Consider the following 25,525-nt stretch of genomic DNA (forward strand, 5'->3'; position numbering starts at 1 on the left):
TTATAGAATGCCCCCGATGAGGCCGTAAGATGTAAAGCAAGTCCAGACCGGCCCGCCTCGCGGGGGCCCTAACAGGAGCGCGCCAGTGTCAAAGCCCCAGAAGGATGATTTCGAAGCAGTGAGGATGGTGATCGAAGCCCTCGATGGGTTCGAAGCAAGTGACCAGGAACGGATCATTCGATGGGCGAGGGAGAAGTTGGGGATCGCCTCGCCCGCTCACGTTCAACACGCCCCTGGGACCCCCCTGATTCCGTCGATGCCTCCGGCATCACCCGCACAGCCATCTACCGGTGGTGACAGCGCAACAGACATCAAGTCTTTCGTCCAGGCGAAAGCACCGACCTCGGACAATCAGTTCGTGGCCGTCGTCGCTTACTATTTCCGTTTCCAAGCTCCGCCTGAGGCTCGGAAGGAAACAGTAAACGGCGACGACGTGTTGCAGGCGTGCCGACTCACCGGCTGGCAACGGCCGAAAAGAATCTCGCAGACCATGGTGAACGCACATCAGCAGGGTCTCATAGACAGGGCCGAGGGAAGAGGCAACTACGCGATTAATACGGTTGGCGAGAACCTTGTTGCGTTGACACTTCCGTCGGGAAGCGCAGCGGGCGGATCGTCCACCGGGACACGCCGCGCCAATCGTGGTCGGGCTACCACCAAAACGTCCAAGGCTGCGGGGAAACCTAAGCCCAAGGCGGCGCGAACAGTGGCCAAGAAAGCAACGAAGAAAGGCAGGAAGCCTCGTTGACCGGCATGGATACTGAGACGATCGAAACTGCAATTCAACAGATTGATCGGCTTCGAAAGCTGCTGAAAAAAGGCCGCGGCCCGCAGGTTCGCAGTGGAGAAGAGCGTTCCATCGTCAAAGCTACCGGCCTCAGCTGGTTCCACAGTCATCGCGCAAATCTCGGTCAGATCGAGGCGCATGAGCAAGGTCCGAAATTAGACCACGCTTACAAGTCGCTCATTGAACTCAGCGAACGGCAGACGAGCCGCTCGGTATACGATCCCATCCTTAAAGCAGCGCGTGCTGACCTCATCAAGCTTCGGTCTGCCATGCTGGCGCAAGCCACTGTGGTGATGGCGACCACGGATCAGCCCGTGTCGTTCCAAACCCTGACGGCCGACGCCCGGATGCAGTCAGTTCTGAGCTCTCGATGGAACGAATGTGTTCTCTGCCTACAAGCGGAGGCGCCTCTTGCCGCCACCGTCATGATGGGTGGCCTTTTAGAAGCTCTTCTCTTGGCGAGGGTCAACCTGGAAGCTGACAAGTCAGCCGTGTTCCAAGCTCAGGCGGCTCCCAGGAACGACCAGCAAAAGCCTCGCCCGCTCAAAGAGTGGGCGCTTAAAAACTACATCGAAGTAGCTCATGAACTTGGATGGATCTCAGTGTCTGCAAAGGACGTTGGCGAAGTTCTGCGTGACTACCGAAACTACATTCATCCATCGAAGCAATATTCCCACAATGTGTCCCTGACGACAGAAGACGCGGCCATTCTTTGGGAGGTCGCGAAGGCGATAGCCAGGCAACTCTTGAAAGCATGACGTTCCTCTGTCTGGTGGTGGATGGGCATCGTTAAGAGGGGCGGGCCGCCGGCCGCAGCCGCAACGAAAGCGTTTCTGGCACTGACTGATTCAACGTGGTCTCTTCCACCGCACTCGGGATGCGTTCAAGCATGACGGGCTCCAGCCACTGCCGCTCATCATCGTAAGCCGCCGCCATCAGTCGCGGCGCCAGGTCCGGCCGGACCGCCACAAAGCTCCCCACCGCCTCCCCCAAAGCCGCGATTTGCCGTCCCTGCTCGGTGGTCGTCAGCGCAATCTCCCCGCTCAGGTCGTCCAACGTGGACTGGTGACGACGCACCGCGGCTTTCAGGCGCTGCACGTGCCCGTCCGCCACACGCACCTGGTCGTCGAGGCCAGTCCATTCCTTAGGCCTGCCGTTAGGCCCTTGCGTAGCTCGGGCTGCTTTCATCTGCCACGGATGGCCGGCCTCCCATGCCCGCACGCGCCCCTCGGCCGTCGCACGGCTCTGACGGGCACCATCGAGCTGGTAGTCGACATCGAGCTTTGCTGCCATTCTCCGGTTCCGGTCTTCCCCAAGCCCTCGCAGCTTCCGGGCCAAGAGCACGAGGCCAGACAGCACCCGCTCAATGACCCGGACTACTTTTTCCAGCCGGCTTCGGATTTCCTCCTCTTCACCCGTCGCCGTCGGCGGCATCATCTGCATGAAGCGCGACGTGAAGGCCCCCGGGCTCGCCCGCTCCCATGCCGCCGGCCGCGGCCCGAGCGACGGTGGCGCCTGCGGTGGCACCGGGTCCGGCTCTGGAACGCGCTCCGGCTCGGCCGGTCCTGCGATCGTCGTGACGGTGACCGTCGCTACGTCAGGCTGGTCCGCCGCAGACGGCATCGCCTGTGGCGGCGGCAGCACCCGTGCCATCGCCTCCCTCACTGCATCGTCCGCCGCCCGGGCACGCTGATCCGCCAAGTCCACGGCGTGCGCCGCTTCATAAACAAGAGACGGCACGAGGATGTCGCCGCGCAAGGCATCGCCGCGGCGGGTGAAGAACCCTCTTCGTTCCATCGCCGTCACGGCCGGTCCGAGGGTCGGTTGCGGAGTGACGGGGATGTCCTGCCGGACGTAGCTGCGGTGGTCGAAGTCGGCCGTCAGACCGATTGCGGCCGTGTATGTGTTCGCCAGCTCGGCCCAACGCTCGTTCAATTGCTCAACAAACGCGCCCGCGGTGTTCTTGTTCGAGAGGAGCACGAGCTTGGCGCCCGGGCCCCACCCCGACGTGCCGTCCTCGCCAACGATCTCTTCCAGTCGACGCGTCGGGAAATAGATGTGTGCGTGAAAGCCGATCTTATCCGCAGGTTTCTCTGCACCCAAAGCATCAACATGGCTGTCGCGATGCAAGCCGAGCGAAACCGACGTGTGCAGCTGGCGACCGATGAAGCGCGCCATTTCTTCCGCCATGTCGCCAGCCTGATCGTCGGACAGCCCAAAAGGGATCGGGATCCGGTAATCGCGGGCGACCTGGCTGTCTTTTCGTTTCTCGGCTGCCTCGCAGCGGTTCCACAGTTCGTCGGGATCCGTGCACCATTCCGGAGCCCCCTCCGGCGCAATGGTGAGCGCCCGGACGATCTCTTCGCCGAGCTTCCGGCGGCGGTAGTCGTGCCAGACGCCCGTGCGCCGGTCGAGTAGCCGCAGGCCGAGACGGTAAGCAACGCCAGCGACCGCGGAGTGGCCCGAGCTGCGGCGATGGGTCTCGAGGTGGGGGCGAGCGTGCAGTGACATTTCATCCTCCTGATGAGGTCGCCAGAGCGCAGGCGACGAACGGTCATCCATGACCAAAAACATGCAACGGCGGCCAACCCAGTGCAGCCCGCCCCTGGGAACCATCCAACCAGAACGCTTAGGCATGTCAAGCATCCTTGACATGTCACCGCGCCGGTTACGTGACCAACGTCACGCACGGCGGCAGGGATGAGGCAAACCGGGGACCGGCGTGGCCGTGGCGCTGTGGCTGGTCTCGGCTTGATGCCTTAGCGTTGGATCTGGCTGTGAGCGTCGTGTTGGCACAACACGGAAGACGCGCTCTCGCATTGGCTTAAAAGCTCCTCTCCGGCCAAAATGGCCGCCTGCTCAATATGTTGCGTGACTTGGGAAAGCTTGGTAGGATGAATTCACACTTTGGAGGGCGCGTGCCATGGGTCTTTTCCCCAAGGGCTTAGATCAATTAGAGGAAGCTGCTGATCTGGAGCGGCTGCCAAGGAATGCCAGCAAGATGTATGCGATTTCTTTCGATCTAGATACTAATGTCTTAAAGCAGATGTATCCGAACCCGTCATGGGAAAATGCATACGCTGACATCAAACGGTTCCTCAAAAAGCACGGGTTTTCCTGGCAACAAGGTAGCGTGTATTTCGGCGGGCCCTCCGTCAACGCAGTCACCTGTGTCACAACAGTTCAGGCGTTGAGCCAGAAATATCCATGGTTCAAAGTGGCGGTAAGCGATCTCCGCATGCTCCGAATTGAGGACCTGAACGATCTATCGCCCGTGCTTTGACCCTACAAAGTCGGCGTAAACAAAAACCCCAGCCTAAGGCTGGGGTTTTTAATTTGAGCCAGAAGCTCGTGGTCGAGATGCCGCAGTGCTGATCGGTCTCGGGTCACACCTCCAACAAATTCAACTCCTCGATGCGAAATGCCAAGGCTCCCACTGAGACGCGGAACTGAGCAGCCAGCGAGATAAACGAGCGCGAGTTGTATGTCTCCGCCGCGGCAAGTGTGCGTGCGAGATGCCGCACAGTAGGGTTCTTTTCATAGACCGCGTCACTGTTGGTCCTCGATAGGGCAAATGCGGTGCCGTCCGTCAACACAAAACAATCGGTGCCGAACCGCTGAAAGAACAATTCTCTCAGCAACTTTTCTGGCATCAGAAAGAATGCAGCAAAACGGTCTGCCTCTCGTTCCCCAGGCTCGCGTGACCGGGTCACGCCATCAAGCGGCCGATCACGATGAATTCCACCCCCATCCGGATGTAGCACCACATGTCCCAGTTCATGGGCCAAAGTAAAGCGCTGGTAAGGCTCCAAGAATTGAAGGGAACACTTGACGATCTTAGCGTCTCTATCAATCAGGCCGGCAACCTCGATCTGGGTCCGCGGATCATGACCTAACCCGCTCTCAAAAATGAGCTGATATCCCGAGAGGTGTAACGCCTTGCGGATGTCCAATACGTCCAAGGGATTCGTGGGAGCTGCGCCTTCCCACAACTGATCTCGTTCAAGCCAAAGCCGGCGCTGTAAGGCGATAGCTTTGGCCTCTATCTCGGCATCACCATAACGACGCTTCTGAATGTCAGAGGAAGTGTTACCGACACCCTTAGATGGCGTCTGACTTAGCCACAACACATCTTCGCTGTCGTTGACGCCCGCACTCAAACCACCATCCCCATCTAAATAGGCATAGGGGTCTTCCAAAACTTTGCGGCTCGCGCTCAGCTGCTCCGGACTTGCGTCATCCACTGCCAACGATGCCATTGTCGGATCATCGAGATCTTCCAGGTATTCGATGAACGCATATGGGTTTTGATGAAGAAGCCGCAGACTAGCGATATGCGCTTTCAAAGATTTGCTCACAGACGCCCCCTTTAACTGAGCGCTGCGGGCGTGCCCGTCGCACTCCAACCATGGATTAGTCGTCGTAGGGCACCGCATCCACTTCGCCAGCACCGGCACAACGGACACACAAACCACCTTTGATGTCAGCAGGTTACGCTCCCGACCTTGGCTCAGCAAGTGTCAGACTTATGCCCCGCTTATGCTCCCAGCGAGCGGTGGGCATCGGCGTCTGACCCACATATGGCTGTTTCGAACCGCGACAAATGCGGGCGTGGGGCCACTTTTGCCCAGCGGGAAAACCTTGTACGGCCAGCGACCATCCAGGTGAACGAACAGTGGATCCCTTCGATCACTCCGGACACCACAGAAGGTGGCGGCGTTGTTGGATCAGCATATCCGGGAGGCGAGCGACCGGGTGTCCCACCCGGAGATGGGCATCTCTACGAACCTGCGGCTAAACTCGCGCGAACACCGGGGATGTCCAGGCTCCACTTTAATCCTGACGCCACCGCGTCCAACATTTCTCTCGGCCCGTATTCACCGCTATACGTTTCTACATGTTCCTCATCGAGATCATGTCCGACGTAGGCGCAGCGCCATTCCAGAGGCACCTTGGCAGACTTCATTGTCTGGATGGCAGTTTTGCGCAAGCTGTGGAACCCGTGCTTACCCTTGCCCGGTTTAGTAACGCCGACGGTCAGAATGTGCCTGCCATAGGCCTTAGAAAGCCAGTCGCCCAAGCCATTCACGGATCCCATTTTCACCTTCGGGAACAACCGCTTTTCACCCTCCGCCCTCAGTCGTTCAACTCGCTCCATCAAGCCGAGAACCATGAGATCCGGATGGATGGGGATGGTGCGGATACTGGGATGGTTCTTAACGCTCTGCCCTTCTCCTTCGTCGGTGATCGTCAGACATGGGATCCCATCCACAGTGGTGAAGTCCACCAACGCGAGCTGTCCGATTTCGGAAACACGCGCGCCCGTGTAAAGCCCGATGACAGCGCCCCACCTGGCACCTTCGCTAAGCTTAGCCAGCGCCTTTGGCGCATAAAGCGCCTGAACTTCTTCAACGGTGAAGGCTTTAAACCCGAACGCCTTCCGTCGCTGCTTTTCTTGCTTACGAAAGATCACGTGGCCGGCGGCCGGATTTTCATCCTTCGGAAACCTCGGGAAGCACCCGGACGACACCGCCCAGGTAAAGAAGCCCCGCAGATACGACGTTTTGTTGACCAGCGTGGGCGTTTGCAGGCCGCTCGCCCTTAGCACCTCCACCCACGCGTGCACGTCCTCACGCTGGACCTCGTGCATCATCTTCTTGCTGCCGACGTGCCGCACGAAGCCCATGACTGCCGCGGTTTTGATGATAAGCGTCTTGGGGATGGTGTCGGCTTTGATGCTCCGCAGCCATTGATCTGCGGCCTTGCCGATTTCGCGTGGACGTGCGGGAACGACGGGACCGGCCGAAGCCGCAGCGCCGGTCCTCGCCTGGACCAGCGAGGTGTTGAACGCCTCCATCATTCCGGCCAACGCCTTAGTGTCGGGGTTGGGGAGTCGCAACAGGCATCGGCCTGGGCGGCGCCGGGGGAAGCGAGGCCGTCGGCTTCTTGGCCTCGCGCAGGGCTTCCATCAGACGCGCGTGGTCGGCCTCGTCCTCGGCCTCCAACGTCATCGAGCCATCGGGAAGGAGCTGATACGAGTAGTCGACCAGTTCGTTACCCGGGCCCGTCCGCAGCGTCACCGACTTCCGCGCGGGCGACGGCGGCGTCGCCCCTAGCTCGTCCCTGGTGGGTGGTGCCTTCGCCATGGTGGTCCCTGTTCCCCGCGTCGTGGCGAAGATTTGAGCATAGTGCGCGCCTAAAACGTAGGCCCACCACTTGGCCAGCACGGGGTCACGCGTGCGCAGGGACTTCTTGATGTAGCGCAGGCCGAAGGCGGCCCGCAGGTCTTTCGGAACGGTCAGACAGAAGTGCCACATCCCCGAAGGGTGGCGCTGCAAATGGTGGGCAAGTCGCATGGTGCATTTCGCCAACCGACTTCGCCAAGCGCCATTTTTCTCCCAGACATCGCAAATCCCCTTGAAAATAGGACTTATCTCGATGGCTGGCGGAGAGAGTGGGATTCGAACCCACGGTAGGCTCACACCTACGGCAGTTTTCAAGACTGCTGCCTTAAACCACTCGGCCATCTCTCCGTATTTTCTTCACCGCGCCACCGAGGCATTGCACCCCAGCGGCGCGCCATTGTACCCGACCAACCTCCGGTCAGGTCACGCAATCGCTTCCAAACCCGCCATATAAGGCCTAAGCACCTCAGGCACCTCAATCGACCCATCCTTCCGCTGGAAATTCTCCATAACAGCAACCAGCGTCCGCCCCACAGCCAACCCAGACCCATTCAGCGTATGCACCAGCTCCGGCTTCCCGGTAGCCGGATTCCGCCACCGGGCCTGCATACGCCGCGCCTGGAAATCGGTGCAGTTCGAGCAGCTGCTGATCTCGCGGTACGTATTCTGCGAAGGCAACCAGACCTCGAGGTCATACGTCTTCGCCGCCGCGAACCCCATATCCCCCGTGCACAGCTGCACCTTCCGGTACGGCAGACCCAGCTTCTGCAGGACCGTCTCGGCGTGCCCGACCATCTCCTCCAGCTGAGCCATGCTGGTCTCGGCGGTGGCGATCTGCACCATTTCGACCTTTTCGAACTGGTGCTGGCGGATCATGCCGCGGGTGTCGCGGCCGTAGCTGCCGGCTTCGGCGCGGAAGCACATGGAATGGGCGGTCAGGCGCATGGGCAGCTCGTCGGCTTCGACGATGCTCTCGCGGACCAGGTTGGTCAGGGTCACTTCGGAGGTCGGGATGAGGTAGCGCTTCGCGTCGCCGATCTGGGTGGCGAACAGGTCCTCTTCGAACTTCGGCAGCTGGCTGGTGCCTTCCATCGCGGCCGGGTTCACGATCAGCGGCACGTTGTGCTCGAGGTATCCGTGCTGCGTGGTGTGCAGGTCGAGCATGAACTGGGCGAGCGCGCGGTGCAGGTGCGCGAGCTGGCCGCGCAGGACGGTGAAGCGCGCGCCGCTGAGCTTCGAGCCGGCGTCGCCGTCGAGCCAGCCGTGGCGGACGCCCAGGTCCACATGGTCCTTGACCTCGAAGTCGAACGCGCGGGCGTGGCCCCAGCGGAGAATCTCGAGGTTGTCGTTCTCGTCCTTGCCGATGGGCACGGACTCGTCCGGCAGGTTGGGCAGGCCCAGCGAGATGTCGGCGAGCTTGGCCTGAACGTCGGCCAGGGCCTGTTCGTTGGCCTTGAGCTTGTCACCGATACCGGCGACTTCGGCCATCAGCGGGGCGACGTCTTCGCCCTTGCTCTTGGCCTGGCCGATCGCCTTGGAACGCGTGTTGCGCAGGTTCTGCAGCTCCTGGGTCTCGGTGGCGAGGGCCTTGCGCTCGGATTCGAGGCGCTCGATCGTGGCGACGTCGAGGTCGAAGTTCCGGGCGGCGCGCAGGCGTTCCGCCGTTTCGGCGAGTTTGCCGCGCAGGAGTGCAGGATCCAGCATGGGTCGGGTTCCGTGGGTGTTCGAACGGAGGATTATCGCAAATTCGGGGGGCCTCATGCCCGCCCGATGCCAGATCCTCGTCGAACCCCGCCACTGGCGCCTCAGGGAAGGCGCCATCAGCCCGTCGATGACACGGGATATCCGTCCCGTGTCAGGTTATCAGGCGGCCTTCTCAGCCCGCATCTGCTTCGATAACTGCTCGGACAGCAGCGTCAGCTTCTCATCGGCCGCCTTCTCCTCAGCCAGCGTCGCGACGAGCAGCGGCACGGCATCGGTGTAGCCGAGCTGCTTGGCGAGCGCGATGAGGGTGCCGTAAGAGGCGATCTCATAATGTTCTACCTTGTTTCCGCCGCCGATCAGCGCGGCATCGCGCAGCGGACCTTCTTCGACGCCGTCGATCACTTCCTTGCCCTCTTCGACCAGCCCTTCCATCGCGGCGCACTTGATGCGCTTCAGACGGATACCCAAAAGCTCGACGACCTGATCGATGCGCTCGACCTGGCCCTGCGTTTCCTCGAGGTGAGACGTGAATGCTTCTTTGAGCTCCGGAGCCGTCGATGCACGTGCCAGTCGCGGCAGCGACTTGGTGAGTTGCTTCTCGGCGCTGTAGATATCGGACAGCTCGTGGATGAAGAGATCTTCGATGGTTTTGATAGTCATGGCGCTGTCTCCCGGATAAGACTTCCGAAACTAGCGCTATGAATGTTTGCGCGCACCGCAACGCGGGTGAAGGGAGCGAACACCTGAGTGAATGCGCGCCCGGAAATCTACTTAGGTACCGCCGCCCGCACTGCGCGACGCTTACCAGGCCGACCCCGGAAACGCATCCAGCGGAATCCGCAGGTAACGCCGACCGTTAGCCTCAGGCTCCGGCAACCGCCCACCGCGCAGATTTACCTGCAACGCAGGCAACAGCAGCTTCGGCATGGGCAGCACCCTGTCCCGCCCGTGGCGCAACGCGATGAACCCAGCCTCATCCAGGCCGGCCACATGCGTGTTGGTGGCCAGTTGCTCGGCCACTGTACTTTCCCAGCGTGGTTCGCGACCTCCCGGCTGGTAGTCATGCCCGGTGAACAGACGCGTCTCCGGCGGCAGCGACAGGATCCGCTGGATCGAATGCCACAGCACGCTCGCATCGCCGCCGGGAAAATCCGCGCGGGCACTGCCGCTGTCCGGCATGAACAACGTATCCGCGACGATCGCCGCGTCTCCGATCACGTACGTCACCGATGGGGCGGTATGACCCGGCGACGAGATCACACGCACTTCCAGCGACCCGATGGAAAACGTATCGCCTTCGTCGAACAACCGGTCCCAGTAACGCCCGTCCAGCTGATCCAGTGGCAACCCGTAGATCTCGCCCCAGATGCGCTGCACGTCCAGCACGCCGGCGCCCATCGCCATCGGCGCACCGGTCTTCGACGACAGATAGGCGGTGGCGGAGAAATGGTCCGCATGCGGATGCGTGTCGAGAATCCACTCGACCGTGAGCCCCAGCGACGCCACCGCATCGAGCAAGCCGTCGGCGGACGTCGTCGCGACGGAGCCCGACTTCTCGTCGAAGTCGAGCACCGGATCGATGATCGCGCAATGCTTCGTGACCGGATCGGCGACGATGTATTGCACCGTGCCCGTCCGCGGCTCCCAGAACCCCTGGACGTGCGGCCTGGATGTGTCGGTGTTCATGGATCACTCCTTGCGTGCGACGCCCTCGCGCTGCAGAGGAGTCCATTGTAGACGACGACCGACCGAGCGCCAGAACGTCGCGCCGAGCATCACGGCGAGGCCGATGTTGACCACGACCTCGCCCGGCCAGACGTTGCCGTAGCTGATGTCCTGAAAACCGATCCGATCCGCCACGATGCCAAGGATGTTGGCAAAGGCACCGGCGGCGATACAGGCGTGACACGTGCGGTTGATGCGCCGCAGGCTGAGATCGGTCAGCAGCCAGCAGGCCGAGACCATGATGACCGCACTGCAGGCAAGGTCGGTGTAAAGAAAGAAAAGTGCGTTCACGGATTATCGCCTCCGGCGATACGGTCGATGACGCGGTTGGCCAGTGTTTCACCGCGCGAGTCGATCAGTCGCTGCACGATCATCGTCAGGCGTAAACCGAAACAACCGATGAGAAAAGAGACGCCGGCGTGTACCTCCGCCGGCGAGTCGGGAAGAAAACGCCGCTCCAGCGCGGGCCCCAGGAAGATCGCCATCATCGCCCCGCATACCACCTGGACGACGGCCCGCTTGCGCGATGCCTCGTTGCCAAGCGCCACAGGCAGGATGGCGCCGCCCACGGCCGCCAGCAGCAGCCAGAAACGGGTGAAGAGAACCACGGAATCCATGATGGCGACCTCGCTGTGGTCAGGGGGACGTGACCGGAGCCAGACGGCCGTGCCATGTCGAGCGCGGACCGTCGAAGACCAGATCCAGCTCACGTTTCGGCTCGGCGGCTACCTTGATCCGAAGATCGTGATTCAACACGCCGTCGCAGAACCTGCCGCCGTTGACGGACGGGGCAAAGCGATAGATCAACGTGTCGCCGTCGGCCTTCAGAAATCGGGCCGGCACGTCGCACGACAGCGGCTCGTTGAAATGCAGCCTGACCAGCTGCGGTGCAAACGTAAGCCGCAATGCGACATCGGAGTTTGCCTGCTGGATAAGGCCTTGCCATACCCCCTGGGGCTCGGCGGCGACGGCCAGGGTCGGCAGCGCCGCGATGAGAGCGGCAAGGCTCAGGCACTTCATGGTGTTCAGATGCATCGTGATCTCCTTACATGTTGGGTGGTGGGCTCACGCTACCGAGCAAGCCACACCGCGAAGCCGGCTAAGCCGGCAAGAAACAGAACGTATGCCGTGATCCGTACGGCGCTGCGACCGCGACGCGACCGTGGAGCAACCTCGGTGCTGGCGATCAGGGCGCTTTGCCAGGCACTCGACACGCGCAGGCCGGAGAGCCTGTCCATCACGACGCCCCGGCCTGGGCCACGACGACCGGACGTCCATCGAGCGACACGTCGGCCCGCCAGGCGTCGGCGGCACGAAAGCGGATCACCATGCGGTGCAAGGGGCGTCGCCGGAACCAGCGAGGCGGGGGTGGATTCATGTCGATGATCAGTGCATCAGCCGCACCGCGCACCCGCTCGTAGCGCAGGCGACAGTCGAACGCGACCGACAGTTCGGTGACCTGCGGCAGGCGCGGATCGCGGAACCAGCTCATCGGTATCACCACGGAATCCAGCGTCGCGTCGTCGCGGGGACCGCGCGGGATATCCACGTGCAATGCCTCGTTTCCGGCACGGTCGTGTTCGTAATGTAAGCCCCGGCGACGGCGCAGACCGTCATTGGCCGCCTCCACGGAAACACGCAACGCGAACAACAACTGATCGAAGCTGCACTCGGCCATGGCACCCTACCCCTCGGTCATCCACGACGGCTTCCGCGGAAAGCCCACGTGGTAACAAAGCCACTGCAGCACGACCTGATGCTCGCCGACCTGCAGAATGGTGAAACTCTTTTCCGTCCCGATGATCGAGCCTTTCGGCGAATCGGTGAGGCAGCGATTGAGCAAGGCGCGCGCTTCTTCCACCTGCGCCTCCGTACTCATCTGGTTGGGATTGTCGCTGCCGACAACCACACGCTTGACGAACTTGACGTCAGTCAGATCGAACATCACTGGGTCTCCTGGAGAGAATCGCGACGGCCTTGCGGACGCCGCGACTCGAGGTATGGAACCAACCGCTTACGGGCCCGGGCCCGGACCCGTTGCCGGAGCCGAAGCCGGCGCCGGAATGGCCGCGGGTGCGATCTTGGTCTTCTTCGGCAAGGCGTTACCCGGCACGGCCACCGGCGCGCCGACCTTGCGCGGCGCGCAGGCGGTCTGCAGGATGTCCAGCACACGCGACAGGCCTTCCGGCATGCCACCGTCTTCCGCGTGTACTTCGACGTGATAACGCGCCGAGTTGTCGGACTTGCGGGTGTTTTCCTTGTGCGTGGCGACCGAGCCGGACACCTTCGCAGAGGCCTTGAAGATGCCCCAGCCGATCGACATCTCGGCGCTGAACTCGCCCTTCTTGTCTTCGCTTTCGGTGCTGCTGAAAGACGACTTCACTTCCATGTCGAAGGTGATGTCGACCTTGGTGATGCTGAGGCTGGGCACCTTGACGATGGCCAACAGCGGCACCACGATCTCGACGTCTTCTTCGGCGGTGCCGCCCTGGACATTGGGATCGTCGACGGGACGCTTGAAGCGGAACGTGGCGGTACGGGTATCGCCCACGCCATTGGGATCGTTCGCGGCCGGCGGCAGAAAGCCGATGACCTTGATGAAATCCGCGGTGGCCTGGGCCAGCTTGACCTGTGCTTCGCAGGCGGCGCTGAGCGGCGAACCGATCAGGTCGCCCATGGGCAGACCCTTGAACTGACTCGACATGTTGACGAGTTCGTCAGCCATGATGTGACTCCTGGTGAGATGTGACGCGACACGCGGAATGCGCGTCGCGGTTCAGCGCGACCGACGTGTTCAGTCGCCCGGCTTGAACGTCTTGAAGACCCCCTGGGTCTGCGCGAGGTGATTCATCAGCCGCGACGCGCCGTCGGTCGGCTCGCTGCCTTCCACGCGCAGCACCACGTGCACGGACCCGCCGCGACGATCGCCGCCACCGACCGAGGGATCGACCCGCAGGTGGGGCCGCGACGCGGCGCTCACCCCCTTCCAGCCGGGCTCGTGGGGCGCATCGTCACCCGGTGGGTCGCCCTCGATCAGCGGACCGAGGTCCGCGTCGAAGGTGATCTCGACATCCCTGATGCGCAGCACGTTGGTCGAGACCAGGGGAAGGATCGGCGCGCGGTACAGGTCTTCATCGTCCTCGCCGGCCTGCGGATGCAGGGACGGCATGCGGATGACGACGCTCTTGGGCCGGTTGTCCTCATCGAAAAACTCGCTGAGGTGGGAGATCTGGTGTTGCTCGATGCGGTCCTGCGCATCGACCACCGCGCCGGCGATGGCTTCGATCAGGGTATTGAGCGAGGTCTGCGCGGCCATGGCTCAGGGACCTCCCGTGGCGGCTTGCGGCAGATCGGGAAAAGAGTCGACGCGGTTGAGCCAGCCTTTCAGGAACTTGCCCAGCCCCGGCCGCTGGGCGACGAGGTTCTTGTAGTAGTCCTTGCGCCCCTGCTTGTACGCGGTGTAAACCGCGACGTTATCGACCTTGCCCAGCGCGGCGAGCGTACCGGCACCGATGGCGCCGTCGACGACGACTTGTGGGGTCACACCCTGCGCATTGAGCACGCGCTGGAGCAGCCTGGATGCGTTACCACCGGCGTTGACCTGAAAGTCGAAGACGATGTTCGCCAGATCCTGCAGCGCGATCTCGTCGCCGTGCACCTTGTCCCAGTACAACGCCTTGTAGATCCTGCCCGCGTCCGCGTCGCTCAGCGCACGCAGGTTATCGAGCGTGGGCTCGACACCCAGAAGGCGTTTGGCGCACTGCTGAAACGTGCCCAGCGTGATGCCTTTGTTGGTCGCGCCGCCCGGATCCGCAGGGTCGTTGACGAACCCTCCCTCATGTCTGAGTAGCGTGGGAAAGAAGCTGTTGAAGTCGGCCATGGTGTGAGCTCCTGAAAAGACGCGGTGGCGTCCGTGGAGTCACTATCCGTGGGTGGTGGCAATGGCGGCATCGGCAAAACACTGAATCGCGCGGCCGCCGTTGCTGACCTGCGGGACTCACGGATCGAGCGTGGTGAGTCCTTCGCGCAAGGCGTATCGCGTGAGCTGCGCGATGCCGTTGATGCCCAGTTTCGCCATGATGTGTTCCCGGTGCGTGCCGACGGTCTTGATGCTGACGTGCAATCGCTCGGAAATGTCGCGTGCACTGAGCCCTTCGGCGAACAGCTGGGTGATTTCGCGCTCGCGCGCACTCAGCGCTCCGGTCGTCGCAAACGACGGTCCATCCTGGCGACGCAGACCATCCACCAGCAGATGCCCTATGTCCGGACTGATGAAGTAACGCTGGCGCATCACCGTATCGATCGCCTCACGTAGCACGTCGAAGCCGTCGCGCTTCAGCACGTAACCGTGGGCGCCCGCGTCGAAGGCGGCGCGTACCCATCGGGAGTCCTCGTAGCCGGAAAGGCAGAGAAGCCGGGTTTGTGGACAGCGCGGTGCGATCCGCCGGATCGCTTCCAGACCACTGAGTCCGCGCATGGCACAGTCGAAGACGATCAGTCCTGGCTGCTGTCGCAACGCCAGACGCACGCAGTCGCGACCGTCCGCGGTACTGCCGATGACCTGGTAGCGCGTGGAGTGACTCAGCAGCGCCGCCACGCCGTCGCGCAACAGCGCCTGCTCGTCCGCAAGCAGGACCGGCACGGGCATCATGCGAACCGCCCACGGCAAAAGCCGCCATCGATGGCGGTGAAATGATGCTGCGAATCCATCGTCGGTCCCCCGATTGACTACGCTTACCGGCGGACGCTTCGCTGCCGGCTGGCGGCCACGGGTGCTCCCGGTGGCCGCGCCACGACGGCACGGCCGCAGCGTGCCGTCGCGTACACGGGGTCGGGTTTGGGACGCAGGTAATCGCCAGGCATGACACGATCCGGTCGGTGGAAGGAGTGGTCACGGTATGTCGTGACGCCCCACCAGCCGTATCGGCCAAATGCTGATTTTTCGAGCCGAAGCCGCTGCGGCGGCTAAGCCGTACCGATGCGCGTCGCTTCCGGGGGAAGCACGGTCAGTTCCCGCCAGTCGAGTTGCTCGAGCAGGAAGTTGTAATCGTCGTCGCTTAGCTGAAATTCCAGACGGCAGCGTTCGAGCTCCGTCCGCTGCGCGGCGATGGCGGCGAGCGACAAGGCACAGTGCCGCTGATGCGCATCGCCGCGTGGCGGCTCGTCCAGCGCGTCGACCTCGATGCGGAACAGCGCCGCCAGCCGCGCGCCCTCTTCACTGGCTTCGTCCTCCAGCCGATGCAAGGCTGCCCGGGCCAGACCGCGACGGACCGCGACGAGCTCGCGCTCGGTCACCGCGCGATGATCCAGCCCCAGCAGCCGGATCATCGGCGCGAGGGTCAGCCCCTGCACCACCAGCGTGGCCAACACCACGCCGAAGGCGGCAAGGACCACCGTGTCCCGCTGCGGGAACTCCGCCGGCAGGATGAACGCCGTCGCCAGCGTCACCAGCCCGCGCATACCGCACCACCCGGCCAGCGTTCCCTGCCGCCAGGTGGCGGGCTCCGCCCGTCCCGAACGGCGGCGGTACCACGCCACCGCGCGATTGAAGCCCAGCGCGACGACCAGCCGGACGACCACGACGATGGCGATCACCAGCCCGGTGAAGGCGAGCGCGTGGCGCAGGTGCTCACCGCTCATGTCGCCGATGATCCGCCGCGCCTGCAGGCCCATCAGCAGGAAGGCGAGCACATTGAGCACGAACACCACGACGTTCCACACCGCGTACGACTGCACGCGCATGCGCGGCGAGGTCGGTCGCGCCGTACGCGACGCGAGCGTCATCGCCAGCGCCACCACGGCGAGCACGGGCGATACGTGAAGGTGCTCGGCGATGATCCAGACGAGGAAGGTGTTGACGAACTGCAGCAGGTTACTGTCCAGCGCGCCCGTGACGAGCCGGCTCATGTACGGCATCAGCCAGGCGGCGACCATGCCGAATAACACACCGCCGGGCGCCGCCAGTGCGAATCCGCCGACCTGGGCCGCCGTGAGTCCGCCGGACATCTGCGCGGTCAGCGCGGCGCTGAACAGCAACAGCGCGGCCGCGTCGTTGAACAGGCTCTCGCCGCGCAGGATCGCGTCGGTGGCGCGCGGAATCGCCATGCCGGAGAGTATCGCCGTGGCCGCCGCCGCGTCCGGCGGTGCCACGATCGCACCGAGCACCAGCGCCGCGGCGATCGGCAGGCCCGCGAACGCCCAGCCCACCCACGCGACCAGCAGAGCCGTGATCAGCACCCCGCCGAGCGCGAAGATGACCAGCGGTACCCAGAAACGCCTGGCGGTGGTCACGGGGAAATCGAACGCCGCATCCATGAGCGCCGGCGCGATGAATAACGGCAAAGCGGTCCGCGGATCGATCGGAAAGTCCGGTGCCCCCGGCAGAAGCGCCACGCCCACGCCCGCCAACGCCAGCATTGACGGATACGGCAACGACAGATGCCGCGCCACCTGCAGCAATACGATGGCCGCCAGCAGCAGCAGAAGAAGGCTTTCGAATAACGTCACGGGCGAGACTTCCCCAAGTCGGTCCGCGCAGGCTACCCGGCAATAACGCTCTTGGGTAGGAGTCGGCCGTGCTGGCGATTGCGGGTTGCCTTGGTCAGCTGTTCTTCGTGCGAACTGGGTCGCGCGCGGGGCGCGCTCCTACAACGGGCCGGTGGGATCCGGGCCTGCTGGCGATACCCCCCGCCTCAACCACCATCCGATAGAGGCACCCGCCAGCAACCACCCGAACGCGATCTCCAGCAGCGATCCCACCGTGAACGCGTCCGGAAACCGGTACCAGTTCCAGTAGGGCACGCTGATCGACAACCAGCTGAAGACGCCCATCGCCAGGCCAAGCACCAACCCGCGCGTCACTCCCACCCCGGCACGGATCATCACCAGGGCGAGAATCCATGCCCCGAGCGTGTTCGTCACCCACTGATGAAACAGGTTGACGCCCATCTGCATGGAATCGCGCCCATGCGGCTCGTAAACGATGAAAGCGAACGGGCTGGCCACCGCCTTCGCGGAGAACGCGGCGCGGGCCTTTTCATCGTCCGCGGCACCCCTGTCGAAGTGCGGCAGCACATAGATGCCAGCCTCGGCCGGCAGGCCTTGCTTCAGGGAAGCAATCACCCTGTCTTCGTCCAGTGGCGCCCGCATGGACATCTCGCCCAGCGGTAACACCATGTGCGCGAACGCACCCCAGAGAAACATCACGAGACCACCGATCAGCGTTGCCATCGCGATACGCATGAGCCGTCTCCACCCGGGCTGTTGGTCCGAGCGTACGACTCGTCAACGCACGATGGTAGTGGCTTTCGGCAGGGGTTCTTCAGTGCCTGTCGAGCACGTATCGCTCGATGGCGACGGCCACGCCGTCTTCGTTGTTGCTGGTCGTGACGTGGTTCGCCACGGCCTTCACGGTGTCGATCGCGTTGCCCATCGCCACGCCGACGCCCGCGAACTCCAGCATGACCAGATCGTTTTCCTGATCGCCGATCGCCATGATGCGATCGCTGGGGACACCCAGGTGCGCGGCCAGCGTGGCCAGCGCCCTGCCCTTGCCCGCGTCCGGATGCAGGATCTCGAGGAAGTCGTAGGCGCTCTTGACCACCGTGTAACGCTCCGTCAGTTCCGGCGGCATATTGGCGATGGCGCGATCGAGCACGGGACCGTCATCCACCATCATGAACTTCCGGAAGCGCCACGCCGGGTCCAGCTGTTCGATGGAGCGGTAAAGCAACGGCGTGCGTGAGATGTACGCGTCACGCACGGTGTGCGAGCTGATGTCCGCGTTCGGCGTCATCATGCTCCGCTCGTACAGTGCATGAAAGTGCACACCCAGGTCGCGCGAGACTTCTTCGCAGTAGATGAAATCGTCGTAACCGAGGGTCGTCTCGGCGATGATTTTCGTGCCTGCGGCGTTCTACACGACCGCACCATTGAAAGTGACGCAGTAGTCGCCCTCCCCGTTCATGCCGAGCTCTGCGAGGTATTCCTCGACACCCGAGAATGGCCGGCCGCTCGCCAGCACGATGCGGATATCCCTGGCGCGGGCCGCCGTGATGGCCTGCTTTACCCGCGGCGTGATTTCGTGCGCGGCGTTCAACAGCGTGCCATCCATGTCGATGGCAATCAGATCGATCATCGGGGAAAGTCTCAACGGGGATGCGCGGTATCGTACCGCAATGCAGCAAATACCGTCGTTAAGGTCGCGGGGGACGCCCTGAAAAAGCGAGCCCTCAGCCTCCAGCGCCACGTATGCGCCAAAGTCACAGTTCCGGGAGCATCTTTTTACGATGTCCACCCAGTCCGCCCGCAGGAACAACCTTCGTGCACTCGTTGCGGATCTGCAGCAGCAAGGCGTCGAGGACTGGGACGAAATCGCGCGGCGGGTGGGATGCACCGCCGGCGCGGCGCGGCTGAGATCGATGCTGAGGGAGGGGTTTATCGGGTCGTGGTTCTCACACTGCCTCGAGCATTCGCTCAATAAACCCAGGCGATGGCTGGACGAGGATCGCACGGTGCCAGCCGAACGTGCCGCGGAAAATGACGCTCTCGAGATGCCGCAGACGACTGACCGCCAGGACTCCCGTGACAGCGGGTGAACTACTTCCGCGTCCGGGCTTCCGCACGCGCGGCGCGTAACGCCTCCAGCTTTTCGCGCAGTTTCGTTTCCAGTCCGCGATCGACCGGCTCATAAAAGGTCGTCCCCACCAGTTCATCGGGCAGGCACTGCTGATCCAGCGCAATGCCACCTTCGACGTCGTGGTCGTACTGGTAACCGGTGCCGTAACCCAGCCCCTTCATCAGCTTGGTCGGCGCGTTGCGCAGATGCATCGGCACGTCGAGCGTGCCCATCTGCTTCACGGTGGCCCTGGCCTTGTTGTACGCCATGTAAGCTGCGTTGCTCTTCGGCGAAATGGCCAGCCAGATCGCCAGCTGCGCCAGGCCCAGCTCGCCCTCGGGACTGCCGAGGCGCTCGTACGTATCCCACGCATCCAGCGCCATGCGCCACGCGCGCGGCTCGGCCAGACCCACATCTTCCACCGCCATCCGCGTCATGCGCCGGGCCAGATACAGCGGATCGCAGCCCCCGTCGAGCATGCGCGTCAGCCAGTAAACGGCGGCATCCGGATCGGACGAGCGCACGGATTTATGCAGGGCCGAGATCTGGTCGTAGAACTGCTCGCCGCTCTTGTCGAAACGACGCGTGCGATCCGCCAGCACCTGCTCCAGCGTCGCATCGTCGATCCGGCCGTTTTCGGCGAGCTCGGCGGCGATTTCCAGCAAGGTAAGCGCGCGACGTACATCGCCATCGGCGGCACTGGCGATGAGTTTCAGCGACGCTTCGTCGACATCGAGTTCGAGATCGCCCAGACCGCGTTCCTTGTCGGCCAGCGCGCGATGCAATGCGGCCACGATATCGTCCGGGCTCACCGCGTCCAGCACGTGCACACGACACCGTGAGAGCAACGCGGAGTTGAGCTCGAACGACGGGTTCTCAGTGGTCGCGCCGACGAAGATGATCACGCCCCGCTCGATATGCGGCAGGAAGGCGTCCTGCTGGGCTTTGTTGAAGCGATGCACCTCGTCGACGAACAGGACGGTGCGGCGCCCCTGCGCGAAGTTGCCTTCCGCCTCCGCGAGCGCCTTTCGCACGTCCGGCAGGCCGCTCATGACAGCGGAGATGGCGCGGAAGTCGGCGTCGGCGTACCGGGCGACCAGAAGGGCCAGCGTGGTCTTGCCACACCCCGGCGGCCCCCACAGGATCATCGAATGGACCTTGCCTGCCTCCAGCGCACGGCGCAGCGGCTTACCCTCGCCCGCCACCCGCTGCTGCCCCACTATCTCGTCGAGGGCACGCGGACGCATACGCTCGGCCAGGGGCTTCAGCGCTTCGGGTTCGGCAAAAAGGCCGGGGGACTGAAAAGACATGGGACTCGCGGGAGGGGGTGAAGGCCTATTATCGCGCGTCAGGCGTGCAGATGCGCTCAAGGCCTCGGAGCCGCCCTCAACTCTCGCCCTTGCCCTTGCCCTTGCCCTTGCCCTTGCCCTTGCCCTTGCCCTCGTCCTCGCCACCCGCCTTCGGCTTCCGCAGCAAACTGCCCGCCATCCCTGCAATCAAACCCGCCCCCAGCAACAACACCACCCAGAGCAAAGGCCGGGTCCAGTCGAACGGCGCCGCCGGCGAACTCAGCGCTTCGCGTCCGCCCAGCTCCTGTCCGGGACCCAACGTCGTTTCGTCAGGCCGCCACGCCGCGCCTTCGCTCTTACGCAAGGCCGTCACCGCATCGCCGACGGGCCACGCCGGACGCCGCTCGCGCGCACTGCCCACCAGCAACCGATACGGCCCCTTGCCTTCGGGCAGGAAGACGAAGCGATCCGGCCGCCAGCCCACCGACAGATGCGGCGCTTCGCGCAGCGGCGTCGCCGAATGCAGACGCAGCAGATCGCGACGACGCGCATTCACCTCGAGCGGCCGACGACCTTCCGTACCATCCGGAGTGACGACGAGCGTGCCCAGCGCCTCGCTGCTCATCGTGCCCTCGACCGCCGATGCATCAAGACGGGCCACGCTGTCGCTCTTCCCCAGCGTGACGCGCACGGAGTTCACCGGCAACGCGGCCGGCAAGCGATAGTCGTAATCGACGCCCTGCCCGCTGCTCTTCGTGTCACCGACGGGAACATCCAGCCAGAGCAGCTTCGCTTCGTCCTTTGCCGCCGCGTCTTCGACACTTCCCGACAAGGTGACGGACGACGTGCCGTCGATCGCCCACGGTGCTTCGCCACTCATCACACGCACGCGGTAGTAACGCGCCGGCGAACCGGACAGCTTGATCACGCGCGCATCCACCGCGCCATCGCCCTTGCCGAGCGTCACGATCGACGCGCCGCGCACGCGCGTGTTCCAGTCCTGCAAGTCGTTACTGGTATCGACGTCGACGCCGAGGTTCACGTCGTGGTCGATCGCCGCGAACTCCAGGCGCTCCGGCGCGATCGCCGAGCGCGCGTCGAACAGCCAGACGCGCGGCATGGCGGTCGGCGCCACCGGACCCGGCTCGATTACGATATCGCCGTTGGTGCTGCGCTGGATGCGCGCACCGGGCACGCCATCCACGGCGGCGGGCACCGCGCGCAACGGCGCATCGAGCGTCACGGGATGCGAGGTCGGCGCCGCGGCGGTGTACGGGCCGGCGGCGACCTGCCGCCCCTCCGCATCGACCACGACGACATCGGCGAGCCCGGCATCGCGCGATGCCCACGCGTACGCGTCCTGAGGCAGTTCGACGAGGTAGGCCTTGCCACCCTGCGGCGCGACGATCGGCCACGCATAGGCGAATGCCTCGGGCGGCTCGGCACGGGCGCCTGCGGCGAACAGACCAAGAACAAGCAGACAACCCACATCACGACGCATGCGGTGACTCCGGAGCGATGACCGCGCCCTCTTTGGGCGGCGCGGGAGCGAGATAGCCGATAACCGTGCACAGCAGGCCATAGGCGATGAAGGACGCGATGCCGAACAGGTTGCCCAGATGTCCGCGATCCACCAGCAGCAGCTTCAGCAGCACCACGGCCATCGTGCCCGCACCGGCCATCCACAGCAGGCGCTGGCCGCGGCGCGAACCTAGCACCCAGGCAACGACGCCGATCACGCTCCAGACCACGGTGAGCGAGAGTTCGGCAAGACTGGACGAAGGCATCGACGAATCCCACGGCACGCCGCCAAGGTGATGCACGGCGCGCAGCGTCATGCTGGTCGCGACGATGAAGAAGGCGACCGCGAGCGCAGCGGGCCGCGTGCGCCTGATCGCCGGCGGAACGGCCTCGTCGGAAATCGCACGTGCGGTAAACAGAAGCACCGCGATGAGCAGAAGATCCAGCGGATTGAGGACGGGAACGAAGGGCAACGGCTGCGGGCTGCCCGCGGCGGTGAGTGCGATCAGGCCGACGACGGCCATCGCCAGCACCATCGCGCCCCCGACACTGACGCGGATTTCGCGCAGGTAAATCGCCAGCGGCGACGCAAGCAGACGAGGCCACCACACCGTGATTGCCGCGATCAACAGGGTCGGCACCGAACAGGCGACGATCTGCCAGCTCTGCCCCACGCCCGCCACGTGATCCAGCGCGAGCCCGATGGACAAGGTGAACAGGGCCAGCCAGCGAAGCCACCAGACGCTGCTGGTCGCCACGGCGGCGACACGGTGCGTACCTTCGCCGCGCATCGCGAGCCAGCCGGTCACCGCCATGACGATGACCGCACCCAGGGGCCAACCGGCGAGCCATTGCACTCGCTCGTTGGCGCCTTGCAGCACGATCAGCAGCGAGAACAGGAAGGACAGCGGCACCGAGAATGCCAGCACGGCGCCGAGATCCAGCTTGCGTGTCCGCGGGCAGGCTTCCGCGAGCAACCAGCCGGTCACGCCGACCAGCGCGAGCCACGCGGCATCCACGTTCGCCGGGATGCCTGTGTCACCGGCATCGCGCACGAATCGCCCGATTTCATTGCCGAAACCCACGAACCACCATAGGCCCGCCCAGAGCAGCAGACCGACGCGCGCGAGACTGGAAACGCCCCGGGACGTGCCATGACGATCGAACTGCCATACCCCCACACCCGCGCCGACCACGAGCAGCAAGCTGCCGATGAACTCGGGATTGAGGAAGGCGGTGTCCCGGTAGCGTGTGCGGAACGCAAGAGCCAGGCACCAGGCCACGCCAGCGACAAGTTGCAGGAACACACCCGACCAGCGCGGCAGTCGACGTCCCTGCCGGAAGCCGAGCCAGATCAGGCACGCGCCTTCGAGCGCGAAGACACTGGCGGTCACAGCGGCACTCAGCGCCAACGGCACCGCGATCGTCGCGAAGGCCACGGCGAGGACGGCCCAGGTTTCACGCAGCAGGCCCATATCCTCGCGTTTGCGGATGGCGAACGCGATGGCGATGTAAAGGCCCGCGGCGATCAGCGCGGAGATGGCCAGCGGCATCGGTTCCCAGTCGAGCAACGCGCCCTGCAAGAGCAGGCTGGCGATCGGATTGCCGAACATCAGGCAGCCGTCGAGGATGACGCGGCGGCCCTTCGGCGAACGCAGCACGTGCAGCCACGGCACCACGAGAAAGAGCAGGAAGTGGAAGATGAGGAACGGCTCGGTGCTTTCGAACAGCGACGGGCTGTACTTCAGCGCCCCCCAGGCCGTGCCGACCCCGAAGGTGGCGACGAAGCCGAGCACGTTGAGCACGCGCCACGCCTTTTTCCATGCGATGCCGAGAATGCCCAGGTTGAGCACCGCGTAATAGCTGAAAAGCGCGACGTGATTGCCCTGCCCCGACGATGCCATGATCGGCGCGGCGAAGCCGGCGATCAGTCCGAGCACGGCCAGCGCCAGCGCATCCTGCAGCACCGCCAAAACACCCATACCCGCGACGAAGATCAGCAGCAGTGCGAACGTCGGACCCGCATCGAGCAGACCATAAAGTCGGTACGCGGCGAACACGATCATCACCAGCACGCCCAGGCCGCCACCCTGCAAGGCCAGCCCGAACGAACGCCGCTTCTCGCGCTGCACCCAGCCAAACGCTACGCCAGCGATCGCCACCAGCGCCACGATGCTCAGCCGTACCGATACCGGCACCCGGAGCAAGCCGTTATCCGAGGCGTATTTCAGGAACGCGCCCACGCCGGCGATCAACACCAGCATGCCGACCTTCACCGGCACGTTACCCTCGGTAAACCAGCGCTTGCCCGCCTCGATCCACCGATCGACCAGTGAAGGCCCGGCTGGCTCAACGGGCACGGAGGGCTCGCGGGACACTGCCGGTTCACCCGATGTCCCCCGCTCCTGCGTGGCGCCAACCCTGTTGGCGATCGGGACCTGCGAAACCGCCCCAGGCACCGACAAAGGCACCGGCGGCGGCCGTGAAGAAAACACCCCCGGCTGGCCCTCCGGTCCCGCAGCAGGCACCGGAGGTCGCGTCACACGCACCGGGTCGGCGTCAGGCCAGTCCGCCGGCGTCAGTGGCTTCGGCGTCGCAGGCACTGGCGTCGCGGACGTTGACTCCGCCGCGCCCGGACTCACCGCATCCAGCCGCGTCCGCAGTGCATCCAGCTCATCGCGAAATTGCGACTGCCGCCCCAGTAACCAGCCGATGACAGCCCCCGCGACGGCGCCGGTCCACCCCTGATCGACAAGGGCGCCGATCACCGCGCAGACAATGGCCCAGATGACGTACATACCGTTGGTCTCTCCGTAACATCCTGTGTGACGGGCGGAGTCTGGCATGAATGCCAGACGCGTAGGAACGCGCCCCGCGTGTGTAGGAGCGCGCCCCGCGCGTGTAGGAGCGCGCCCCGCGCGCGAAAAGCCCACAGAGCGGTGAAGCCGTACCCTTCCTGCTTCCTCGCACTGTTGGCTTTTCGCGCGCAGGGCGCGCTCCTACAGCGCGGGTCGCGTCCCGGAGGGGGTGATGCGCGTTATTTCACCGGCTGGGTCTGGAGCACCGGGGCGTCACCGATCACGTCGGTGCCCTGCGGGGGGACGAACTCGAACGTGCTGGCCGGGACGGCGGGGTTCTTCTGCCATCCGGCGAACGAAATCTGCGTCGTGTTGCCGAGCTGATCTTTGAAGGCCATGCGGGCGAGGCCGCTGGCGTCGAACCCCAGATCGGCGAAGTCGAACTGAGGGTCCTTCGACGTGGACTGCAGGCGCAGCCAGACCAGGCCGTCGTGCTCACCCTGCTCGGTGACCTTGAAGTCCTTGTCCATCTGCGACAGGTCGGTCAGCACCGTCAACGGGCTCTGCGCTTCCTCGCTGCTCTGCTTGCGCACCGTGACCTGCTCCAGGTCGGGGTCGTACAGCCATACGCGGCTGCCGTCGGCGACGATCGTCTGCTTGTACGGCGCCGTGGTCTCCCAGCGGAACTGGCGCGGAGCCTGCAGCGCCAGCGTGCCGGAGCTGACCTTGCCCTGGTCGCCATTGGCGTTGGCCAGGGTCTGGCTGAAACGGCCGGTCAGCGAATGCAGGCCCTTGGAGAAGGCATCCAGGCGCTCGCGAGCCGCGCCGGTGGCGGCGAAAGTCGGCAGGCTGAGGAGGGAAAGCGTCGCGGCGAGCAGGAGGCGTTTCATGGGATGTCT

At 64.0% G+C, this 25,525-nt stretch carries 24 protein-coding genes, 1 tRNA gene and 3 pseudogenes; 4 read left to right on the plus strand and 24 right to left on the minus strand.

The annotated features are described in order from the left end of the window. The first annotated feature begins 85 nt into the window (after positions 1–85). Together FA85_RS01500 and FA85_RS20700 are read left to right on the plus strand one after the other, a co-directional pair. Complete coding sequence (locus tag FA85_RS01500; protein ID WP_036112697.1) at positions 86–748, plus strand: hypothetical protein; 663 nt, start codon at positions 86–88, stop codon at positions 746–748. Further along, positions 745–1,545 (plus strand): hypothetical protein, encoded by an 801-nt coding sequence (locus FA85_RS20700; protein WP_051943568.1) that lies wholly within the window; start codon positions 745–747, stop codon positions 1,543–1,545. The genes FA85_RS01500 and FA85_RS20700 overlap by 4 nt, the downstream gene beginning before the upstream one ends. Before the next feature lie 31 nt (positions 1,546–1,576). Here FA85_RS20700 and FA85_RS01510 read toward each other — a convergent pair whose 3' ends face one another. After that, on the minus strand, positions 1,577–3,298 hold the full coding sequence (locus FA85_RS01510) for a MobA/MobL family protein (RefSeq protein WP_036112695.1): 1,722 nt from the start codon (positions 3,296–3,298) through the stop codon (positions 1,577–1,579). Positions 3,299–3,710: 412 nt separating this feature from the next. Here FA85_RS01510 and FA85_RS01515 point away from each other — a divergent pair, with 412 nt between their 5' ends. After that, positions 3,711–4,070, plus strand: a complete 360-nt coding sequence (locus FA85_RS01515) for a virulence factor (RefSeq protein ID WP_239739779.1) — start codon at positions 3,711–3,713, stop codon at positions 4,068–4,070. 103 nt (positions 4,071–4,173) lie between these two features. Here FA85_RS01515 and FA85_RS20705 read toward each other — a convergent pair whose 3' ends face one another. The 19 genes and pseudogenes from FA85_RS20705 to yidA form a co-directional block, all read right to left on the minus strand. Then, the gene (locus FA85_RS20705) at positions 4,174–5,145 is read right to left on the minus strand and encodes an ImmA/IrrE family metallo-endopeptidase (RefSeq protein WP_197056466.1); all 972 of its coding nucleotides are present in this window, start codon (positions 5,143–5,145) and stop codon (positions 4,174–4,176) included. A gap of 422 nt (positions 5,146–5,567) precedes the next feature. After that, positions 5,568–6,647, minus strand: coding sequence for a site-specific integrase (locus tag FA85_RS01525; protein ID WP_051943564.1), 1,080 nt, complete (start codon positions 6,645–6,647; stop codon positions 5,568–5,570). Between the two features lie 13 nt (positions 6,648–6,660). Further along, a complete protein-coding gene (locus FA85_RS01530; RefSeq protein WP_036112691.1) occupies positions 6,661–7,143 on the minus strand; it encodes a DUF6538 domain-containing protein in 483 nt (160 codons plus the stop codon). Between the two features lie 87 nt (positions 7,144–7,230). Then, positions 7,231–7,320 (minus strand) — tRNA-Ser (locus FA85_RS01535). 75 nt (positions 7,321–7,395) lie between these two features. Further along, positions 7,396–8,676 (minus strand): serine--tRNA ligase, encoded by a 1,281-nt coding sequence (gene serS / locus FA85_RS01540; RefSeq protein ID WP_036112689.1) that lies wholly within the window; start codon positions 8,674–8,676, stop codon positions 7,396–7,398. A 159-nt stretch (positions 8,677–8,835) separates the two neighbouring features. After that, on the minus strand, positions 8,836–9,336 hold the full coding sequence (locus FA85_RS01545; RefSeq protein WP_036112688.1) for a YciE/YciF ferroxidase family protein: 501 nt from the start codon (positions 9,334–9,336) through the stop codon (positions 8,836–8,838). A gap of 141 nt (positions 9,337–9,477) precedes the next feature. Further along, a pseudogene (locus FA85_RS01550) lies at positions 9,478–10,341 on the minus strand (MBL fold metallo-hydrolase); the annotation flags it as partial. 24 nt (positions 10,342–10,365) lie between these two features. Next, positions 10,366–10,692 carry a hypothetical protein gene (locus FA85_RS01555; RefSeq protein WP_036112685.1) on the minus strand — a complete coding sequence of 109 codons (327 nt, stop codon included), beginning with the start codon at positions 10,690–10,692 and terminating at the stop codon, positions 10,366–10,368. Continuing rightward, on the minus strand, positions 10,689–11,018 hold the full coding sequence (locus FA85_RS01560) for a hypothetical protein (RefSeq protein WP_036112683.1): 330 nt from the start codon (positions 11,016–11,018) through the stop codon (positions 10,689–10,691). Before FA85_RS01560 ends, FA85_RS01555 begins: the two co-directional genes overlap by 4 nt. A 19-nt stretch (positions 11,019–11,037) precedes the next feature. Next, positions 11,038–11,436 carry a hypothetical protein gene (locus FA85_RS01565; RefSeq protein WP_036112681.1) on the minus strand — a complete coding sequence of 133 codons (399 nt, stop codon included), beginning with the start codon at positions 11,434–11,436 and terminating at the stop codon, positions 11,038–11,040. A 202-nt stretch (positions 11,437–11,638) separates the two neighbouring features. Then, positions 11,639–12,079, minus strand: coding sequence for a hypothetical protein (locus tag FA85_RS20710; RefSeq protein WP_051943562.1), 441 nt, complete (start codon positions 12,077–12,079; stop codon positions 11,639–11,641). Between the two features lie 6 nt (positions 12,080–12,085). Then, complete coding sequence (locus FA85_RS01575) at positions 12,086–12,346, minus strand: hypothetical protein (RefSeq protein WP_036112678.1); 261 nt, start codon at positions 12,344–12,346, stop codon at positions 12,086–12,088. A gap of 162 nt (positions 12,347–12,508) precedes the next feature. Further along, positions 12,509–13,126, minus strand: a pseudogene (locus FA85_RS01580) (DUF2589 domain-containing protein); the annotation flags it as partial. Positions 13,127–13,195: 69 nt separating this feature from the next. Beyond that, a complete protein-coding gene (locus FA85_RS01585; protein WP_036112676.1) occupies positions 13,196–13,717 on the minus strand; it encodes a DUF2589 domain-containing protein in 522 nt (173 codons plus the stop codon). A gap of 3 nt (positions 13,718–13,720) precedes the next feature. Next, on the minus strand, positions 13,721–14,281 hold the full coding sequence (locus FA85_RS01590) for a glycoside hydrolase family 108 protein (RefSeq protein ID WP_036112675.1): 561 nt from the start codon (positions 14,279–14,281) through the stop codon (positions 13,721–13,723). Positions 14,282–14,398: 117 nt separating this feature from the next. After that, on the minus strand, positions 14,399–15,052 hold the full coding sequence (locus FA85_RS01595) for a response regulator (RefSeq protein ID WP_051943560.1): 654 nt from the start codon (positions 15,050–15,052) through the stop codon (positions 14,399–14,401). A 314-nt stretch (positions 15,053–15,366) separates the two neighbouring features. Continuing rightward, a complete protein-coding gene (locus FA85_RS01600; RefSeq protein ID WP_036112672.1) occupies positions 15,367–16,908 on the minus strand; it encodes a cation:proton antiporter in 1,542 nt (513 codons plus the stop codon). Between the two features lie 138 nt (positions 16,909–17,046). Beyond that, positions 17,047–17,643 carry a hypothetical protein gene (locus FA85_RS01605; RefSeq protein ID WP_051943558.1) on the minus strand — a complete coding sequence of 199 codons (597 nt, stop codon included), beginning with the start codon at positions 17,641–17,643 and terminating at the stop codon, positions 17,047–17,049. Between the two features lie 79 nt (positions 17,644–17,722). Next, positions 17,723–18,538: pseudogene (gene yidA, locus FA85_RS01610) on the minus strand (sugar-phosphatase). 151 nt (positions 18,539–18,689) lie between these two features. On the opposite strand from yidA, the gene FA85_RS01615 reads away from it, so the two are divergent. Next, positions 18,690–18,998, plus strand: coding sequence for a hypothetical protein (locus FA85_RS01615; protein WP_036112669.1), 309 nt, complete (start codon positions 18,690–18,692; stop codon positions 18,996–18,998). A gap of 1 nt (position 18,999) precedes the next feature. On the opposite strand, the gene FA85_RS01620 is transcribed toward FA85_RS01615, so the two are convergent. The 4 genes from FA85_RS01620 to lolA form a co-directional block, all read right to left on the minus strand. Next, entirely contained in the window at positions 19,000–20,328 is a 1,329-nt protein-coding gene (locus FA85_RS01620; protein WP_036112666.1) for a replication-associated recombination protein A, read from the minus strand. Positions 20,329–20,404: 76 nt separating this feature from the next. Continuing rightward, on the minus strand, positions 20,405–21,808 hold the full coding sequence (locus FA85_RS01625) for a DUF3999 family protein (RefSeq protein ID WP_036112663.1): 1,404 nt from the start codon (positions 21,806–21,808) through the stop codon (positions 20,405–20,407). Then, positions 21,798–24,626: a DUF2339 domain-containing protein gene (locus FA85_RS01630; protein ID WP_036112660.1), complete on the minus strand. Its 2,829-nt coding sequence runs from the start codon at positions 24,624–24,626 to the stop codon at positions 21,798–21,800. Before FA85_RS01630 ends, FA85_RS01625 begins: the two co-directional genes overlap by 11 nt. A 239-nt stretch (positions 24,627–24,865) precedes the next feature. Continuing rightward, positions 24,866–25,516 carry an outer membrane lipoprotein periplasmic chaperone LolA gene (gene lolA, locus FA85_RS01635; protein WP_036112657.1) on the minus strand — a complete coding sequence of 217 codons (651 nt, stop codon included), beginning with the start codon at positions 25,514–25,516 and terminating at the stop codon, positions 24,866–24,868. Between the last annotated feature and the right edge of the window lie 9 nt (positions 25,517–25,525).

Source organism: Luteibacter mycovicinus, from assembly GCF_000745235.1.
In the GTDB taxonomy this organism is placed as follows: domain Bacteria; phylum Pseudomonadota; class Gammaproteobacteria; order Xanthomonadales; family Rhodanobacteraceae; genus Luteibacter; species Luteibacter mycovicinus.